A 16,765-nucleotide genomic window follows, 5' to 3' on the forward strand; every position below is an offset into this window, starting at 1 on the left:
GGGGGGCTAACGCTTCTTGGGAACCAGGGTGTAGACGCCGTCCCTCCATTGGTACACGCGCCGTGTCTTGACCGTCTTTCCCGGCTTCAGCTCGCCCTTGTTGCTCTCCACGGCGATCAACCGGCGCTGCTTGCGCTGGAAGGACACCTTGTGCCGCACCACGACAGGCGGGTCCACCCGCTCATGTAGGAAGAGCGACTCCATCACCGCGCCAAGCCGGTCCTTCTGATGCTCGGGCACCACGTAGCTGAGGAAGACCTTGAAGCTGCGGACGTCCGCTTCCGAGAGCGACTCCACCACCAGCAGCGCCACCCCAGCCTTCCTCGCGTCCACGTAGGAGAGCTTGGCGGTGCCTCCTGTAGCGCCCACTGTCCTCAGGTCGAGGCTCGCCACGCGCTGGTTCAGCGGGAGCGCTGGCTCCATCACCCGCACCCGGATCTTGAAGTCCGCCGTCATCGCCACCGTGGCGAGCTCCTTCTCCCCGTCCCCATCCAGGTCCGCCTCGACGCGCAGCGGCGTAAGGAGGTTGCCGAACACCAGGCCCGTGACAGGGGGGCCGTCTTCTTGCTTCGCCTCCACCTCGTACCAAGAGTCCACACGGTCCAAGAGCCGCACCCGGGGCTCCAGGCGCCGCTTCACCGTCACGGGTGTGCCCAGCGACAGCGAGGCCAGCACCGTCGCCTGTTCATCGGGCTCCGTGCGCAAGCTCACCTGATCCACCGCGATGAAGAGCTTGTGCCCGGGCTCCCAGGTGGAGACGTCGAAGGAGGACAGCTCGTGCGGATCTCCGTGCCCGGCGTAGAGGACGATCTTGGGCTGGGCAAGCAGCAGGGTGAGCAGGAGAGCGGGCGCCATGGAGGGGGGTGACTCGACGGTAACAACGGGGGGTTATCGCCTGGGATGCCCGCCTGGTCCACGAGGCAGCAGGTAACCCGTGTGCTCCCCTCGATGGCCGCCAACCCACGGCGTCGTTAATGGATAGGGACTTTGGGTGCCACTGCCTTCAAGGACAGACCGCCGCTGGTCTCCGTGACGCCCCAGGGCCTCTTCTGCCCGCCCGGGGGTTTCTACATCGATCCCTGGCGCCCGGTGGAGCGGGCCCTCATTACGCACGCTCATGGCGACCATGCCCGAGGCGGCAGCCAGCGCTACTTGGCGGCGCGGGCGGGCCAGGGGTTGTTGCGCAAGCGGCTCGGCCAGGACGTGGAGCTGACCACGCTGGAGTATGGCGAGCGGCTCACCGTGGGCGACGTCACCGTCAGCTTCCACCCCGCGGGCCATGTGCTCGGCAGCGCGCAGATCCGCATCGAGCACCAGGGCGAGGTGTGGATCGTCTCCGGCGACTACAAGCGGACGCCGGATCCCACGTGCACGCCCTTCGAGGTGGTGCGCTGCGACACCCTCATCACCGAGGCCACCTTCGGGCTCCCCATCTACCGGTGGGATGATCCGCGGCTCGTGGCCGAGGACATCCTCCGCTGGTGGGACGGCAACCGCGAGGCGGGGAAGTCCTCGGTGCTGTTCTGCTACGCGCTCGGCAAGGCCCAGCGCATCCTCGGGGAGCTGGCCCGGCTCACGGATCGGCCCGTGCTCGTGCATGGCGCTGTGAATGGCCTGGTGGCGTGCTACCGCGAGGCCGGCGTGAAGATGGTGCCCACGCAGCTCGTCTCCGAGACGGAGAAGGGCGCCTCGTTCTCGGGTGCGCTGGTGCTCGCGCCGCCGAGCGCGGGCGGCTCCACGTGGATGCGCCGCTTTGGAGATGCGGCCACCGCGTTCGCCTCGGGCTGGATGCGCGTGCGCGGCAACCGGCGGCGGCGTGGCTTCGATCGCGGCTTCGTGCTCTCGGACCACGCGGACTGGCCGGAGCTGCTGCGCACGGTGGAGGAGACACAAGCGAGCCGTGTGCTCGTCACCCACGGCTACAGCGAGCCGCTCGCGCACTACCTGCGCGAGAAGGGGCTGGATGCCGCGCCCCTCTCCACCCCCTTCGAAGGCGAGGCGGAGGACTGAGATGCGGCGCTTCGCGGACCTCTACGACGAGCTCGACTCCACCACCTCCACCAACGCCAAGGTGGAGGCCATGGCGCGCTACTTCCGGGACGCTCCGCCCCAGGACGCGGCCTGGGCCCTGTACTTCCTCACGGGCCGGCGCCTGAAGCGGCTCCTCACCTCGAAGGTGCTGGTGCCTTGGACGCAGGAGCTCACCGGCCTCCCCGACTGGCTCTTCGCCGAGGTCTACGCCTCGGTGGGGGACCTGGCCGAAGTCATCGCCCTGCTGCTCGACCAGTACGAGCGCCCCGCTGCCCCCGAGGAGATGCCCCTGTCCTGGTGGCTCGAGCAGCGCCTGCTTCCACTGAAGGACTTGGAGCCCGCCGAGCAGCGTGAGCAGGTGCTCTCCTGGTGGAAGGTGATCCCGCGCCGCGAGCTGTTCCTCCTCAACAAGATGCTCACCGGCGAGCTGCGCGTGGGCGTCTCGGACACGCTCGTGGTGCGCGCCGTGGCCCAGGTGGCGGAGCTGCCCCCGGCCACGGTCTCTCACCGCCTCATGGGCACGTGGGCTCCCTCGCGGGCCTTCTTCGAGCAGCTCCTCTCTCCAGATGTGTCCGACGGGGACGCGTCCCGGCCCTATCCGTTCTACCTGGCTTCTCCGCTGGAGCAGCCCGTGGAGTCGCTCGGCGAGCCGAAGGACTGGCTCATCGAGTGGAAGTGGGACGGCATCCGCGGCCAGCTCATCCGCCGCCAGGGCAGCGTCTACCTCTGGAGCCGGGGCGAGGAGCTCATCACCGAGCGCTTCCCGGAGATCACCGAGGCCTCCGAGTCCCTCCCGGATGGCACGGTGATGGACGGCGAGGTGCTCGCCTACGAGAACGGACGGCCCCTGCCCTTCAGTCTGCTTCAGCGGCGCATCGGGCGGCAGAAGCTGACAGCCAAGGTGCTCTCCGAGGCCCCCTCCTCGTTCATGGCCTATGACCTGCTGGAAGAGCGCGGTGAGGATCTGCGCGGCCTGCCTTTGCGCGAGCGCCGAGCGCGGCTGGAGGCGCTGCTGAAGGACAAACCGGGCTTCACGGTGTCACCCGCGGTGGAGGCTGCCTCCTGGGAGGAGCTGGCGCAGCTGCGGCACGAGTCCCGCGAGCGCAACGTCGAGGGCTTCATGCTCAAGCGGCTCGAGTCCACCTACCAGCACGGCCGCAAGCGCGGAGACTGGTGGAAGTGGAAGATCGACCCGTTCACCGTGGACGCGGTGCTGCTCTACGCGCACCCGGGACATGGGCGCCGGTCCTCGCTCTACACGGACTACACCTTCGCCGTGTGGAACGGCACGGAGCTGCTGCCCGTGGCCAAGGCGTACTCGGGGCTCACGGATCAGGAGATCTCCAAGCTGGACCGGTGGATCCGCGGCCACACGCGCGAGAAGTTCGGTCCCGTGCGCTCCGTGGATCCCGAGCAGGTCTTCGAGCTGCACTTCGAGGGCATCGCCGCCTCGCCCCGCCACAAGTCCGGCATCGCGCTGCGCTTCCCGCGCATTGCCCGGTGGCGCTCGGACAAGAAACCGCAGGACGCGGATTCCCTCGCGAGTCTCCAGGAGCTGCTCCATGCCCAGCATTAAGCGAGGCACCCGGCGCCCCTCCCGGACGAAGAAGAAGGCCTCGGCCTCGGCGGCTCCTGCTGGGCCGCCGGACACCCGGCCCGCGCTCGACAAGCTCCGAGGGTGGTTCCAGCAGCGCGGCTGGACGCCCTACCCCTTCCAGGAGCAGGCCTGGGCGGCCTACTCGCGCGGCGAGAGCGGGCTCATCCATGTCCCCACGGGAGCTGGAAAGACCTACGCCGCCTATATCGGCCCCCTGGCCGACGTAGCCGAGGGGGGCCGCAAGGGGCTGCAAGTCCTCTATGTCACGCCGCTCCGGGCCGTTTCCCGCGACATCGAGCAGGCCCTGCTGGCTCCGCTGGAGGTGCTCTCGGCAGACGTCGCCGTGGAGAGCCGGACTGGGGACACGTCCTCCTCCGTGCGCCAGCGCCAGCGTGACCGGCTGCCCGAGGTCCTCATCACCACCCCCGAGTCCCTCTCGCTGCTGCTCGCCAACGAACGCGCCGCGGAGCTGTTCGCGGGTCTGCGCTCCATCATCGTCGACGAGTGGCACGAGCTGCTCAGCTCCAAGCGCGGCACGCAGATGGAGCTGGCCCTCGCGCGCCTGCGCCGCTTCGCCCCGGGCGTGCGCACCTGGGCGCTGTCGGCCACGCTCGCCAACCTGGACGTGGCCGCGCGCGCTGCGGTGGGCACCCAGGTCACGCCCACGCTCCTGAGTGCGGACCTTGAGCGTCCCGTCGAGGTGAGCACGCTGCTGCCGGACAACGTGGACAGCTTCCCGTGGGCGGGCCACCTGGGCTTCTCGATGCTGGAGAAGGTGGGCGCCTGGTTGGATCCGGCCCGCTCCACGCTGCTCTTCACCAACACCCGCTCCCAGGCGGAGCGCTGGTACGAGGGCCTGCGCTTCGCCCGCCCCGAGTGGGAGAAATGGATCGCCCTGCATCACGGCTCCATCGATCGCGAGGAGCGCGAGCGGGTGGAGCGGGGCTTGAAGGACGGCAGCGTCCGCATCGTGGTGTGCACCTCCTCGCTGGATCTGGGCGTGGACTTTGGCCCCGTGGAGCGCGTGGTGCAGGTGGGCAGCCCCAAGGGCATCGCCCGCTCTCTGCAGCGTGCCGGGCGCAGCGGCCACCGTCCCGGGGAGACGTGCCACCTGCTCTTCGTCCCCACGTACGCCCTGGAGCTGGTGGAGATGGCCGCCGCGCGCGACGCCCTCCAGCGCGGCGAGGTGGAGCCACGCCTGCCGCTGCGCAAGCCCTTGGATGTGCTGGCGCAACACCTCGTCACCTGCGCGATGGGCGGCGGCTTCACCCGCGAGGCCCTGCGTGCCGAGGTCCGCGAGGCCACCAGCTACCAGGACCTCACGGACGAGGAGTTCGAGTGGACGCTGGCGCTGGTGCGCGAGGGCAGCCCGACCCTGCGCGCCTATCCCGAGTTCCGCCGCGTCGTGGAGCACGAGGGCCGCTTCGTCATCGCGGACGCGCGTATCGGCCGGCTGCACAAGCTGAACATCGGAACCATCTCCTCGGACGCCACGGTGCAGCTCCGCTACTGGAGCGGGGGCCGGATCGGCTCCGTGGAGGAGTCCTACGTGAGCCGCCTGCGACCCGGGGACACGTTCCTCTTCGCGGGCAAGCGCCTGGAGTTCTCCCGCTTCAAGGACATGACGGCGTATGTGAAGCCGGCCAAGGGGAAGGTATCTCAGACGCCGCGCTGGTATGGCAGCCGCCTTCCCCTGTCCGGCTCGCTGGCCGCGGCGGTGCGCCGCACGCTGCACTCAGCGCGGCACGGGGATGTCTCCATGGAGGAGCTGGCGGCCGCGTGGCCGGTGCTGGAGGCGCAGCTGAAGCTCTCACGCATCCCCGCCGCGGACACCTGCCTAGCCGAGACGTGCCTGACGCGCGAGGGCCACCACCTCTTCCTCTATCCTTTCGAGGGCCGGCTCGTGCACGAGGGGCTGGCGGCGCTGCTGGCGCTGCGCTTCACCCGGCTGCGCAAGTCCACCTTCAGCCTCTCGGTGAATGACTACGGCATCGAGTTCCTCACCTCGGACGCCTTTCCTTATGAGGAGGCACTGCGCCCGGCCCTCTTCTCCCGCGAGCGGCTGGTGGAGGACATCCTGGAGAGCGTCAACCTGAGCGAGCTGGCCAAGCGTCAGTTCCGGGACATCGCACGGGTGGCGGGGCTGGTGCTGCCGGGGCTGCCGGGGGCGCGCAAGTCCACGCGGCAGGTCCAGGCGAGCGCCTCGCTCATCTATGACGTCTTCCTGAAGTACGACCCGGAGAACCTGCTGCTCGTCCAGGCCCGGCGCGAGGTGCTGGAGCAGCACTTCGAGCAGAGCCGGCTCGCGAGCACCCTGGAGCGCCTGGAGCGCTCTCCTCTGGAGCTGGTCCCCGTCCGGCGGCCTACGCCGCTGGGCTTTCCCCTCGTCGTCGAGCGCATCAGCGCGAGCCTCTCCAATGAGTCCCTGTTGGAGCGGGTAGAGCGCCTCAAGGAGCGATGGCAGCGCGAAGATGCCAGGTCCGCCTGAGCGGCGCGGAGGTAGAGTTCCTCCCCGAGCGTGGCCTCTATTGGCCCGAGCGCGGCCTCTTGGCCGTGGCGGACCTGCACTGGGGCAAGCCCGAGAGCTTCCAGCAGCACGGCATTCCCCTGCCTGCGGGAGTGCTGGAGGATGATCTCGCGCGCCTCTCGCGGGCACTGCGAAGCACGGGCGCTCAGCGGCTGCTGCTCGTGGGGGATCTCATCCACTCACGGAAGGGCGTGACGCCTGCCGTCCGCGAGCGCATCGCCACATGGCGGGCGGGGCACGACGTGGAGATGGTGCTCATCCGAGGCAACCACGACCGGCACCTGAAGGAGTTGCCTCCCGAGTGGCGCTTGGACGTATGCGAGGAGCACCTCGACGAGGGCCCCTTCCGCTTCGCCCACCACCCCGAGCCCTCCACCGGGCGCTACATCTGGGCAGGCCACCTGCACCCCGTGGTCCGGCTGTCCTCGGGGCCGGATCGGCTGCGCTTGCCCTGCTTCCACGTGGGGCCCGCCGTGGGTGTCCTCCCGGCCTTCAGCGCCTTCACTGGCGGCCTGGACATGAAACGGAAGCAGGGAGAGCGCCTCTTCGTCATCGCCGATGAAGCCGTCTTGGAGTTGTAGGGCGCAGGTGACTCGCTGCACACCTCACTGCTCAGCGAACACAAAGCTCAACAGGATGGCCAACTGGCTGGCTTTAACCGCAACTCAAGGAAGATTCTCTACAAGAATCTGTTCTCCAAGCTTTGTGACTTCCCCATCTGTCTTCACCACAAAGCCTGACTCCACCAAGCGAGAGCCATCCTGAAAAACAGCTTTGCAATGGAAGCCTTCGCCCAGATCTTGAACTGCGATGGGATGAATCCATGCCTCCACCGCTTGTTTTCTGGCATGCAGTGACTCATCCGCCCTGTCATCAGATGCCCATCGGATGTCGTTTGAAGATTGAATCAACCACCGGTCTGGGCTCTCACAGCACGTCAAAAAGAACTGGAGATAGGACGCAGCTTGCTCTTCTTCCAGTGCTAGCTTCTTCCGCTGGTTGAGTTCCTGAATAAATTGCTTATTCTTTGGATCTCCCCGTGCCTCGAATGCGAAGATCCGATCACCTTCATCGAAATACAGAAACTGGTCAGGACGCTCGGGCCGCGCGACATCCAGCAAAAGCAATCTGGGAAGGTCTCTCGAGGCTTGTGCCAGACCTGCGTAAAAGGGGAGCCGCTGGAAGGTCAGGAAGATAAATCTGGCACTCGCTCGCAGCAGTTTCGCGTCTTCGCTGTCCACTCTGGCGATGCGGTCTATCACCTGCTTGATCTCGGCACTGTATTCAGCGTCCTGAGCGCCCGCCTGGGAGTTCTTGAGCTCGACCTGAAGCGGTTCTTTTTGTTGATGCTTTGCCAAGTTCTGCGCCGGAGGGGAAGTCGATGAGGCCGCTGTGCTAGCTCGGGTGGGTGGGGGGGTGTATCGCCCGGAGGTATCAATCCTGTTAATCGGGTGGCGTTTGATGTCGTTCTGCCAGTTGACGCTTCGTGTTCCCGAGGAGACGGTGTTGCCTTCGCTCCCCGGAGAGTCGATCGACGAAGAACCATTTCCCGTCTGAATCGGCAATAAAGCGCCCGCCTTAGCTGCCATGGTCAGCACTCCTCGTCGCGTCACAGCTCATGAGTAGAGACCTTCGACGGGCCCTGCGTGTTCCCACCCGAGTGCGCCACACGCGGAGCGCACATCTGCGTAACATAGCCTGCGCAAAGCGCAATTTCCACACCTGACGCGCTGTGTCTGTGCGGCTGCACACGGTGTCGGGGCAGGCGAGCGGTAGGGTTGTTCCCTCTGGGGCAGGAGCCGGATCCGGTTCTGAAGCATGATCAATAGGGATCTTGCGAGTGAGTGTCCGCTACAGGTCTGTAACTTCCGCCACAGCCGTTCTTGAGGAAGTATCGGCGATCCGCGTGTGTGACTTCTACCCGCGCTGTGTGCCAGCCCGATCGCGCCGGGGCCGTATTGCCGCCACCGCGCACTGCTAGAGGTAATTTTTCGGGGGAAGTCTGGCGCTCGCGCCCTTGGCAAGCTTTCTCAGACGTATGGGATTGCGTCATCCACGTGAGTCGAGAGCCCCGGCGGCGGAAGAAGCGCTCCACCTCAGGCCTCTCGGGAAGTCTTGGGCGCCCGGTACGCCTGCCAGCATCCGCGATAATAGTCCAGATAGGAGATCCGGCCCAGGTTGTCCCTGCGAAAGAACGCAACCCTTTCCAGTTCGGGACTGACGCCACCCACGAAGAACTTCCCGTCCTTGAAGCCCTGGTGGACCACGCGAAACACGGCGTCGTAGACGTGACGCGCCGTCTCCTCTTCCGACAAGCCGGACCGGAGGGCTTCCTCCCCCGCCTTCTGTCTGGCTTGAGCCACCGCATGCTCCAAGGGGAACGCGGTGGAGGACAGGTTCTGCCTCAGCAGGTCGGCCCGCACCTCGTAGCGATCGACCGTCGCGTGGGCCTCCTCGCTCAGGTACCGCTCGACATAGACATCCTGGCCGTCATTCCAGATGTCCGCGCGGATCATGCCCGGGTACCCCCGCGCGTGGCCGATCTCGTGAAGCAGGTCGAGCGCCATGTCCGAGTCGCTCTTCCGGCTGTGCAAGATGATCAGGTTCGACTCGCCGTACCAGCTGGAAGCTCTACGCGAATCGAACTGCACCTTGATCTCCGGATGGTCCTCCAGGAACTTCACGGCCTCCACCCCCTTCTGAGAGCGGCACAGGAGGGCCTTGAGTTCCCCCAGCTTCGGCTCGTTGGCGCCTTGAAGGTACGCCGGTGCCACGGGCTTGGGAGCCTGAGCGCTGGCGAGCAGCACCCGCATGGCAAGCAGGGCCGCCGCCTTCGCCTCGGGCTCGTCACGCCCGACGTAGAAGTTGCGCTCCTGGGCGTCCCACCGGACACCGAAGCCCTCGCAGGCAACGATGCCGACGTTCCCCATGGCCTCCAGCTGCCGGGCCGCATCGGGGGAGACCTTGGCCATGGCCTCCTTGAGCTTCTGTGGCGCCATCGCCGGCGGCAGTTCCTCCAGCGCGCCGACGACCGCGGAGTCAGCGAGCACGAGCCCGGGGACCTCCCGGGAGCGCGGCTCGCCTAGGGGAAGCCCGATGCCCGGATTGACGTGAAAAGACCCCACCGGCTCGGGTCCTTTGTTCTCGGTGCTCGGGGGCCGAGGCGCCTCTCCAGTCACCCCGGCGAAGTCTCGAGAAGGATCGTCGTAAGAGCTCAAGCTCGGATCACGGGGGCTAAGAGGGGGCGAATCCAGGGGGGGCGAAGGCTCGCTGAGAGCAGCGGACCGGGGTTCCAGGGGCTTGACGTTACCGAGGAAGTAGTTTGGCCCTCCCTCGCCGATCTTTCTGGGCACGCTCTGGTCCCCTCCGCTCGCTCATTGCGATCGCACCATCCCCCCCTGGGTTGTGGAATGGGCGGCAAGGTATCTCTCGCTGCGAGCGTGGGCAACATGCGCTACGAGTCCGTACACAAACCCTGAAAACACTGTTTCTAGGAGGTCCATCACCTGTGCCGGAGTCGAACTCACCCGCATGGAGCACGGGCGTGGCGCCCGGCCTGACAGGGCGGGTCCAGCACGAGCGACGTGTCACGTCACATGCCGCTCTGGAACACCCCTCCTCGGGTCTCTTCGCCGAAAGCGCTCGAACGAGACGAGACAGGGCGGCCCTTCGCCCCACGAGGGGCGGGCTCTGCCGACTGAACAAATGTCACCGAGTCCTTGATCGCACATCGGCCGACACAATGGCGGTCCACCCATGACGTGAAGACGGTACTCATCCACGGTCACCACGAACGGCACAAGAAGGATCTGCCGTGCTTCCACAGAAGCAACCTCCGGCCCGCTCGACCCAGGTGGAAGCCATGACGAAACCATGACCGAAACATGGCCGCGCACCGGCCAACGCTCCACCGTACCCTCGTAGCTTGAGCGCGCGAGGAGGGACAACACATGGGAATGACCGGAGGATCAGGCGGAAGCGGGATGAAGAGTGAAATCAACGTCACCCCGCTCGTGGATGTGGTGCTCGTGCTGCTCATCATCTTCATGGTGGTGACGCCCCTGATGCAGCGGGGCAAGGCCGTCGCACTCCCCAAAGCGTCCCACTCCAGCGAGAAGGGCGAGACCGATCCCCTCGTCGTGTCCGTGACGGTGGACGAGAAGCTCTACGTCGAGAGCGAGCTCTCTCCCGACGCCGAGCACTTCAAGGAGCGGATGCAGGAGGAACTGCGCACCCAGCCCTCACGCCGGGTCCTCCTCAAGGCGGATCAGGCGCTCGCCTGTGCCCAGGTGCAGAAGGTGATGGCGCTCATCCGGACCTCAGGCGCCAAGACCATGGGCCTCGGTGTGGACGAGCTGAAGGCCCCCTGAGCACCAGGAGGCTGCCATGCACAAGAGAAGAACTTTCTCCAGTTCCCCGAGAACTCCCAGGCACCGGCAGGAGAGCCCTCTGCCGAGAACCAGGTGGTCGTGGGCATCACCGGAGAGGGGCGCTTCACCGTCTCCCGCTACTGGCGGTACATCATCACATCCAGGGCACCGCTCGGGCCCGGAAAGACGTGGGCCTGCACCTGGATGGGAGCGATGTTGGAAGTGGAGCGGTACTCCACGTTGCTGCTCGTCTTGGCGTACAGGGATACCTTATACGTGCCAGGCCTCAGGTAGCTGTAGACGATGGGTTTGTCCGCGCAGCGATGCCAGTCGCCCAGCGCCCCGTAGATCCACTCGCCCGTCGAGGTGTCCTGGAAGTTGATGCCCACCTGCAGGTTGCCCGTCGGGTCCAACGTGTTGCAGTCGAACGTCACCGAGCCGTCCGTGAACCTCCAGGAGATGGAGGCCCCGCCAATCGCATACAGGCTGTAGGCAGCCGATACCGGGTTATACGCCTGCGTCACCAGCTCACCGTTGAAGTAGTAGAGCGGCTTGCCTGAAGCGTCCCGCGCGATGAACTCGATGAAGTGCGAGCCCGGCGACAGGCTCGGCGTCTGCAGGCCCGGGGACGTCTGCCCCACGTTGCAAGCGAAGTTGCGCGGCGCCAAGTCATCCAGGGTGATGTCCACCGAGGCCACACCCGCCTGCGCGCAGCTCGCGTTGCCCGGGAAGCTCCAGTTCAGGTAGGCGTACGATGCGGGGTTGCCCACGGGCGCCAGATCCACGCGCACCGTCTTGTCGCCGTTGATGGTGAAGGAGCCATTGGCCTCGAAGAGGATCTGGTTCTGGAAGTCCACCGCCTGCAGGGTGAAGTTGTACGAGCCAGGCGCGAAGTCATGCAGGGTAATTCCGTCCACCCCCGAGCTGGTACACGCGTACCGTCCGTTGTTGCTCAGCACCTCGCCCGGGATGGTGATGTTGACGCCGTACACGTCACGCGCCTGATCGCAGCGCAGCCCGTTGAACGTCCACAGGAACGTCACGTCGCCCAGCTGGGCGGTCAGTGCGGCCAAGGAGTAGTCGGCGGAGACCGGATCATATGCCCGCGTCGTGAGCCCTCCCCTGTATGTGTAGAGCGGCTGCCCCGACGAAGCCCGGGCAATGAGCTCGATCGAGTGCAGGCCCGGAGCGAGATACGGCGTCTGCAGACCTGGCGGGGTCTGCCCTGCGGTGCAGGGGGCGCTGTGCGGGGCCAGGCCATCCAGCAGCACCTCCACAGTGGAGACTCCGGCTTGAGCGCAGCTCATGTTCCCCGGGAAGCTCCAGCTCAAGTAGGCATACGAGCCGGGATTCCCCGTGGGCGTCAGGTCGACCACCACGGTCTTGCTGCCGTTGATGATGAAGGTGCCGCTGGCCTCGAAGAGGATCTGGTTCTGGAAGTTCACCGCCTGCAGGGTGAAGGCGTACGAGCCGGGCGCGAAGTCATGCAGGGTGATGCCGTCCACACCCGAGGTGCTGCACGCATACTTGCCGTCGTTGGCCAGCGCCTCTCCGGGGATGGTGACGTTGACCCCGTACACGTCACGCGCCTGATCGCAGCGCAAGCCACCGAAGGTCCAGAGCAAGGTCACGTCGCCCGGCTGGGCGGGAGGAGGCTTGTCGGAGACGACGCAGCCCGTGGAGATCGACACAGCACAGAACAATGCGAACAGCAGTCTGGAGCTCATGGGGATATCCGCTGAGTGGGAAGAGGAACACATGGGCATCCGGCCCGGTGCGCACTCTAGCAGGCTCTTTTTCCGATGCTGTCGGCGGCACTGCATCCGCGTGCGCCCTGGGGGCACTCAACTCCTCATGGTGCGTCCGGATAATGCGCTCAACCACGCAGCACAGGGGGAGCCGCACATGTCGACCATCAAGAAGGGAAGTCCGCTGGGGAACGGGGTGAACCCGCTGAGCCAGGGCAAGCTGGCGCAGGCCTCGCCGCAGAAAGCACAGAACTCCGCGCCGCAAGCCCCCCCGCAGTCGCAGGCCCGTGCTCACCACGCACGCGACTCCTTCGAGCCCTCCTCCCAAGGGCCTCGGGTGCTCACCCACCACGGGAAGACCATCGTGGATCTCGGCTCCGGGGACAACAACGCGACCATCCACCAGACGAAGAATGGTGGGCTGCGGATCACCTCGGACGGTAAGACGGTCACGCTCACGGCACAGCAGGCTCGTAACGCCGTCATCCGAGGCGGCGCGGGCAACGACACCATCGTCGCGGACGAGAGCGTCAAGATGGGGCTGAAGATCGAGGGTGGCAGCGGCGATGACACGCTCGTGGGTGGCCGGGGCAATGACCGGATCAAGGGCGGCAGCGGCCACGACGTGCTGAGCGGCGGCAAGGGCCATGACACGCTCGATGGTGGCAAGGGCAACGACCTGCTGCTCGGCGGCAAGGGCAACGACACGCTCATGGGAGGAGGAGGCCATGACGCTCTGGCCGGTGAGCAGGGCAACGACACGCTCTCCGGTGGCAGCGGCCACGACGTGCTCCTCGGAGACCAAGGCAACGATCGGCTCAGCGGCGGCACGGGCAACGACTACCTCAGCGGCGGCACGGGCCATGACCGCCTCGATGGCGGCAAGGGGCACGATGAGCTGTACGGGGACGGCGGCAACGACGTGCTGAAGGGCCGCGACGGCAACGACGTGCTGGACGGCGGAAGCGGCCACGACCGGCTGTACGGCGGCCGGGGCAATGACGTCCTCAGCGGCGGCCCGGGCCACGACGTGGCGAATGGCGGCCCGGGCGACGACCTCATCAGCGACTGAGCCTTCCTTCGAGGAAGAGCCCGCGCGGCTCAGCGCCGCCGGGCCTCGAGCAGGCTGACCATTCCTGCCTGAGCCTGAGTGATGCGCTCCAGCTCCCAGCCCGTGGCCTCCAGCAGCGCCTGGAACTCGCGGGCCGTGCGCTCCTGGCCATCCGCCATCACGAGCATGTTCAGGTCCATGAGCGGCATCGTGGAGAGCTGCCCATCCTCTGGCATCACCCGCTCCACCAGGATCAGCCTCGCCCCCTCAGGGGCTCCCTGGTGGATGTGCCGCAGGATGGTGGTCGCGGGCGCATCGGCCCAGTCGTGGATGATGTGCTTGACCAGGTAGCACTCCGCCGCAGGGATGACAGGCTCGAAGAAACTGCCCCCCACCAGCTCGACCCGGCCAGCCAATCCCACGGACTCGATACGGGAGCGGGCGCCATCGATGACCTTCGGCAAGTCGAAGAGGATGCCTCGGCAGGAGGGATAAGCCCGGAGCACCGCCTCCAGCAGCACGCCCTGGCTGCCGCCCACGTCCGCCACGCGGGCGTAGCCCGAGAAGTCATGCAGGCGCGGAATCTCGTTGGCCACCATGAGAGTGAGCGCTCCCATGGTCCTGGCGAAGAGCGTGCCCTCCTCGGGGTGCTGGGAGAAGTGCTCCCAGACGTCCATGCCCAGCGCGGCCTTCGTGGTGGAGTGGTTGGTGCGAATCGCCTCCGGGAGCAGGCCCCAGGGCAGCCAGTGCGCGCGATCGCACATGCCAATGGCCATGTCGCGCATGGAGCCCGGCACGTCCGAGCGGAGGAGCTGCCCCATGGGCGTCAGCGAGAACGTGCGCGGGGAGACCTCCTGCACGAGGCCCGCGGAGATCGCTCCGCGCAGCAGGCGGTACAGTCCCTCCGGGTGGGCGCCGACTTCGGACGCCACTTCATCACTTGGGCGGGGACCGCTCGCGAGCCGGTCCGCCACACCCAGGCGGGCGACGGCATGAATGACCTGGGAGATCCAGAATCCTCGGATACGCTCAGCGAGTTGCTCTTGGGGGGACACAGCATGCGGGACGGAGGCGCTCATGCCCTGCGATGTAACCAAGGGCCGCAACCGGCGCGAAGCGGCGGCGGGAGCAACTTCAAGATAGTCCACGAAGAAACAGTCCCCACGTCAACGCACCTGGGGTCTCCAGGTACCCCCGTCCCAGCCCGGGCCGCTCAGACGAGCGGTCGGAGCGCCTCCTCCAGCTTCGCGCGAGGCACGGCTCCGACGATCTGCTTCACCACCCGGCCTCCCTTGAACACGAGCAGCGTGGGCGTTGCCCGGATGCCGTACTCCTGGGCCGTCTGCTGATGATCATCCACGTTGAGCTTCGCGAACTTCATGCGCCCCTTGTACTCCGTGGCCAGCGCATCGAGGACCGGAGCGAGGATGCGGCACGGCGGGCACCACGTCGCCGTGAAGTCCACCAACACCGGCTCATTCGCCTCGAGCACCTCGCGCTGGAACTCCGCGTCCCCGAGCATCACAACGTCCCCTGCCATGGCATGTCCTCCTCGAGCAGCAACGGCCGTGTGGACCGCGCCTGGGTTCGCGAGAGATGTATTAACGGGAGGCTTCGCGGACGAGAGCCCGCCGGGAAACGCACTGTTCCGCTTCGGCCCCCAGGCTCAGCCGCGCGAGCGCGCGGGACGTGAAGCAGAGGAGACATCTCCCTCCCAAGGAACCGCGGCGCTGCGCTCCGAGAGCAAGCTCAAGAAGGCGCGCACCTTGGGCGGCAGCTGGCAGCGGCTCGGGTAGACGGCGAAGACGGGAAGCCCTGGCGGTGTCTCGGCCTCCAGGACGGGCACGAGCAGGCCCGCGCGCACGTCCTCCGTGACGAGGGCCGCTGGCAGCCGCACCACGCCCAGCCCCGCTCGCGCCGCCGCCTGACCGGCTCGGACACTGGGCACGCGCAACCGGCCGCTCACGGGCACCGTCCGAGCGCCCTTCCCTTCTCCGAAGAACCACACCTCGTCCGTGCCGGGCTCGGCCAGGAGGACACACTCGTGTCCCGGAAGCTCCTCGGGTGAGCGGAGGGGGCCGTGGCCGCTGAGGTAGGCGGGGCTGGCGTAGTAGCCCGTTCGCACGAGCCCAAGCCGGCGAGCCATCAGCGTGGAGTCCGCCAGCGGTCCGGTCCTCAGCGCGAGATCATACTCCTCGGCGATGAGGTCCACATGGGCCTCGGCGAGGGAGACCTCCACGCGCATCCTCGGCTGGCGCAGGAGGAACTCCGCGATGAGTGGCGTGAGCAGCTCGCCGAGCAGCGAGAGGGTCGCGAGGCGCAGCGTGCCCTGGGGCGTGTCGCGGGACTCGCTCACCGCCCGGTTCACCTCCCGGGCCTCGGCAACCAGGCGGGAGCACTCGGCGTGGTACTGCCGCCCCACCTCTGTAAGCCGCAGCCTGCGCGTGTTGCGCTCGAGCAGGCGCGTTCCCAGCCGATCCTCGAGCGCTGCGAGCCGGCGGCTCACCGTCGACTTGCGCAGACCCAGGCGCTCCGCCGCGGAGGTGATGCCGCCGGCCGTCACCACCTCGGCGAAGAGCAGCATGTCATCCAGCAACGGGGGGCTCGGGGGCACGGCTCGACAGACTATGCGCCACACATGCGGCGCGCGAGTGCTGCGGGGAACTGTGAGCCGCACCACCCGCTGCTTGTGAAGCGCATCCCATCCCTCCAGGCCTGCGTGAGTCGCGCGCTCCTCTCACCCATCCACAGGGCTATGACGCGGCTCGCTTGGGTCGCGCGAGCTTCACGGGCACGCGGCGAGCATTCGCCGCCAGATAGCGGCGCCTCGCCCCATAGTCCGTGAACAGCAGCAGCAGCTTGCCGTGGTCGTCTTGGTGCACGAAGACCTGTGCCTCGTGGGCCTCGCAGTAGGGCACGCGCTTCACCGCACCCGCGGCGTCCGCCACCGCCCCCGTCCCCAGCGGGAGCGGTCCGGCCTGGAGCGTCTTCGCCTCCATCCGGCGGCTCGCGGGGACTCCACAGACGATGCACTCGGCTGGCCAGCCTCCGTTCCAAAACACCGGGCAGGTGTAGAGCATCGCGAAGACGACATCCTCGTCCTGGAGTGCGCGCACCATCGCCTTGTGGCTCACCAGCCACTCGAAGCAGTGCGGGCACTCGAACTGCTGCTTCTCATCCCGCAGCGTCAATCCAGAGGTAAAGGTGCCGCCCAGCATCCCCTGGCAGTACGGACACGGTGCCTGCTGGAGCGTGAACGACACCGTGCCTCCCAGCAGGAGGAACAGGCCCATGACCATGAGGCCCACCAACAGCCCCTCCTCCCCCACCAGCATCAGGCCAGCGGCCGCGAAGAAGCCTCCCAGGAACAGCCCCAGGAACACGAAGGTCCGCAGCGCGCGCAGCTTGACCGAACCGCCGGCAGGCATCTTCTTCGTAGGG

14 protein-coding genes are annotated in these 16,765 nt (G+C 67.0%); 6 read left to right on the forward strand and 8 right to left on the reverse strand.

The window, feature by feature from the left end; translation table 11 throughout:
- Window positions 1-6 precede the first annotated feature (6 nt).
- Entirely contained in the window at window positions 7-855 is an 849-nt protein-coding gene (locus tag DB31_RS31550) for an SH3 domain-containing protein (protein ID WP_052420399.1), read from the reverse strand.
- Between the two features lie 132 nt (window positions 856-987).
- Between DB31_RS31550 and DB31_RS31555 the strand changes: the two genes are divergently transcribed.
- The 4 genes from DB31_RS31555 to pdeM are packed head-to-tail and all read left to right on the forward strand — an operon-like array spanning window position 988 to window position 6,736.
- Window positions 988-2,010 carry a ligase-associated DNA damage response exonuclease gene (locus tag DB31_RS31555; protein ID WP_205628603.1) on the forward strand — a complete coding sequence of 341 codons (1,023 nt, stop codon included), beginning with the start codon at window positions 988-990 and terminating at the stop codon, window positions 2,008-2,010.
- Window position 2,011: 1 nt separating this feature from the next.
- On the forward strand, window positions 2,012-3,607 hold the full coding sequence (locus tag DB31_RS31560; RefSeq protein ID WP_044194429.1) for an ATP-dependent DNA ligase: 1,596 nt from the start codon (window positions 2,012-2,014) through the stop codon (window positions 3,605-3,607).
- Entirely contained in the window at window positions 3,594-6,116 is a 2,523-nt protein-coding gene (locus DB31_RS31565) for a ligase-associated DNA damage response DEXH box helicase (protein WP_044194430.1), read from the forward strand. The genes DB31_RS31560 and DB31_RS31565 overlap by 14 nt, the downstream gene beginning before the upstream one ends.
- Window positions 6,086-6,736, forward strand: coding sequence for a ligase-associated DNA damage response endonuclease PdeM (gene pdeM / locus DB31_RS31570; RefSeq protein WP_205628604.1), 651 nt, complete (start codon window positions 6,086-6,088; stop codon window positions 6,734-6,736). Before DB31_RS31565 ends, pdeM begins: the two co-directional genes overlap by 31 nt.
- An 84-nt stretch (window positions 6,737-6,820) precedes the next feature.
- Here the strand turns inward: pdeM and DB31_RS49205 are convergent, their stop codons facing one another.
- Both DB31_RS49205 and DB31_RS31580 read right to left on the reverse strand, forming a co-directional pair.
- Window positions 6,821-7,744 carry a hypothetical protein gene (locus DB31_RS49205; RefSeq protein WP_157232267.1) on the reverse strand — a complete coding sequence of 308 codons (924 nt, stop codon included), beginning with the start codon at window positions 7,742-7,744 and terminating at the stop codon, window positions 6,821-6,823.
- Window positions 7,745-8,251: 507 nt separating this feature from the next.
- A complete protein-coding gene (locus DB31_RS31580; protein WP_044194435.1) occupies window positions 8,252-9,205 on the reverse strand; it encodes a hypothetical protein in 954 nt (317 codons plus the stop codon).
- A gap of 933 nt (window positions 9,206-10,138) precedes the next feature.
- Between DB31_RS31580 and DB31_RS31585 the strand changes: the two genes are divergently transcribed.
- Entirely contained in the window at window positions 10,139-10,525 is a 387-nt protein-coding gene (locus DB31_RS31585; RefSeq protein WP_420806730.1) for a biopolymer transporter ExbD, read from the forward strand.
- Window positions 10,526-10,662: 137 nt separating this feature from the next.
- Here the strand turns inward: DB31_RS31585 and DB31_RS50805 are convergent, their stop codons facing one another.
- Window positions 10,663-12,252, reverse strand: a complete 1,590-nt coding sequence (locus tag DB31_RS50805) for a hypothetical protein (protein ID WP_240486975.1) — start codon at window positions 12,250-12,252, stop codon at window positions 10,663-10,665.
- 178 nt (window positions 12,253-12,430) lie between these two features.
- Between DB31_RS50805 and DB31_RS45380 the strand changes: the two genes are divergently transcribed.
- A complete protein-coding gene (locus DB31_RS45380) occupies window positions 12,431-13,345 on the forward strand; it encodes a calcium-binding protein (RefSeq protein WP_052420400.1) in 915 nt (304 codons plus the stop codon).
- A gap of 29 nt (window positions 13,346-13,374) precedes the next feature.
- Here the strand turns inward: DB31_RS45380 and DB31_RS31605 are convergent, their stop codons facing one another.
- From DB31_RS31605 to DB31_RS31620, 4 genes are all read right to left on the reverse strand, one after another.
- Window positions 13,375-14,403, reverse strand: coding sequence for a methyltransferase (locus DB31_RS31605; RefSeq protein WP_044194440.1), 1,029 nt, complete (start codon window positions 14,401-14,403; stop codon window positions 13,375-13,377).
- A gap of 134 nt (window positions 14,404-14,537) precedes the next feature.
- Window positions 14,538-14,864 (reverse strand): thioredoxin, encoded by a 327-nt coding sequence (gene trxA, locus DB31_RS31610; RefSeq protein WP_044194443.1) that lies wholly within the window; start codon window positions 14,862-14,864, stop codon window positions 14,538-14,540.
- Between the two features lie 126 nt (window positions 14,865-14,990).
- On the reverse strand, window positions 14,991-15,938 hold the full coding sequence (locus DB31_RS31615) for a LysR family transcriptional regulator (RefSeq protein ID WP_044194445.1): 948 nt from the start codon (window positions 15,936-15,938) through the stop codon (window positions 14,991-14,993).
- 139 nt (window positions 15,939-16,077) lie between these two features.
- Window positions 16,078-16,752, reverse strand: a complete 675-nt coding sequence (locus tag DB31_RS31620; protein ID WP_044194449.1) for a hypothetical protein — start codon at window positions 16,750-16,752, stop codon at window positions 16,078-16,080.
- Between the last annotated feature and the right edge of the window lie 13 nt (window positions 16,753-16,765).

It is taken from the genome of Hyalangium minutum, assembly GCF_000737315.1.
Lineage (GTDB): Bacteria > Myxococcota > Myxococcia > Myxococcales > Myxococcaceae > Hyalangium > Hyalangium minutum.

Coding starts and splice junctions, on each gene's coding strand:
- DB31_RS50805 (WP_240486975.1), bottom strand. CDS start 12,252: ATGAGCTCCAGACTGCTGTTCGCATTGTTCTGTGCTGTGTCGATCTCC.
- DB31_RS31560 (WP_044194429.1), top strand. CDS start 2,012: ATGCGGCGCTTCGCGGACCTCTACGACGAGCTCGACTCCACCACCTCC.
- trxA (WP_044194443.1), bottom strand. CDS start 14,864: ATGGCAGGGGACGTTGTGATGCTCGGGGACGCGGAGTTCCAGCGCGAG.
- DB31_RS49205 (WP_157232267.1), bottom strand. CDS start 7,744: ATGGCAGCTAAGGCGGGCGCTTTATTGCCGATTCAGACGGGAAATGGT.
- DB31_RS31565 (WP_044194430.1), top strand. CDS start 3,594: ATGCCCAGCATTAAGCGAGGCACCCGGCGCCCCTCCCGGACGAAGAAG.
- DB31_RS31605 (WP_044194440.1), bottom strand. CDS start 14,403: ATGAGCGCCTCCGTCCCGCATGCTGTGTCCCCCCAAGAGCAACTCGCT.
- DB31_RS31585 (WP_420806730.1), top strand. CDS start 10,139: ATGAAGAGTGAAATCAACGTCACCCCGCTCGTGGATGTGGTGCTCGTG.
- DB31_RS45380 (WP_052420400.1), top strand. CDS start 12,431: ATGTCGACCATCAAGAAGGGAAGTCCGCTGGGGAACGGGGTGAACCCG.
- pdeM (WP_205628604.1), top strand. CDS start 6,086: ATGGCAGCGCGAAGATGCCAGGTCCGCCTGAGCGGCGCGGAGGTAGAG.
- DB31_RS31620 (WP_044194449.1), bottom strand. CDS start 16,752: ATGCCTGCCGGCGGTTCGGTCAAGCTGCGCGCGCTGCGGACCTTCGTG.
- DB31_RS31550 (WP_052420399.1), bottom strand. CDS start 855: ATGGCGCCCGCTCTCCTGCTCACCCTGCTGCTTGCCCAGCCCAAGATC.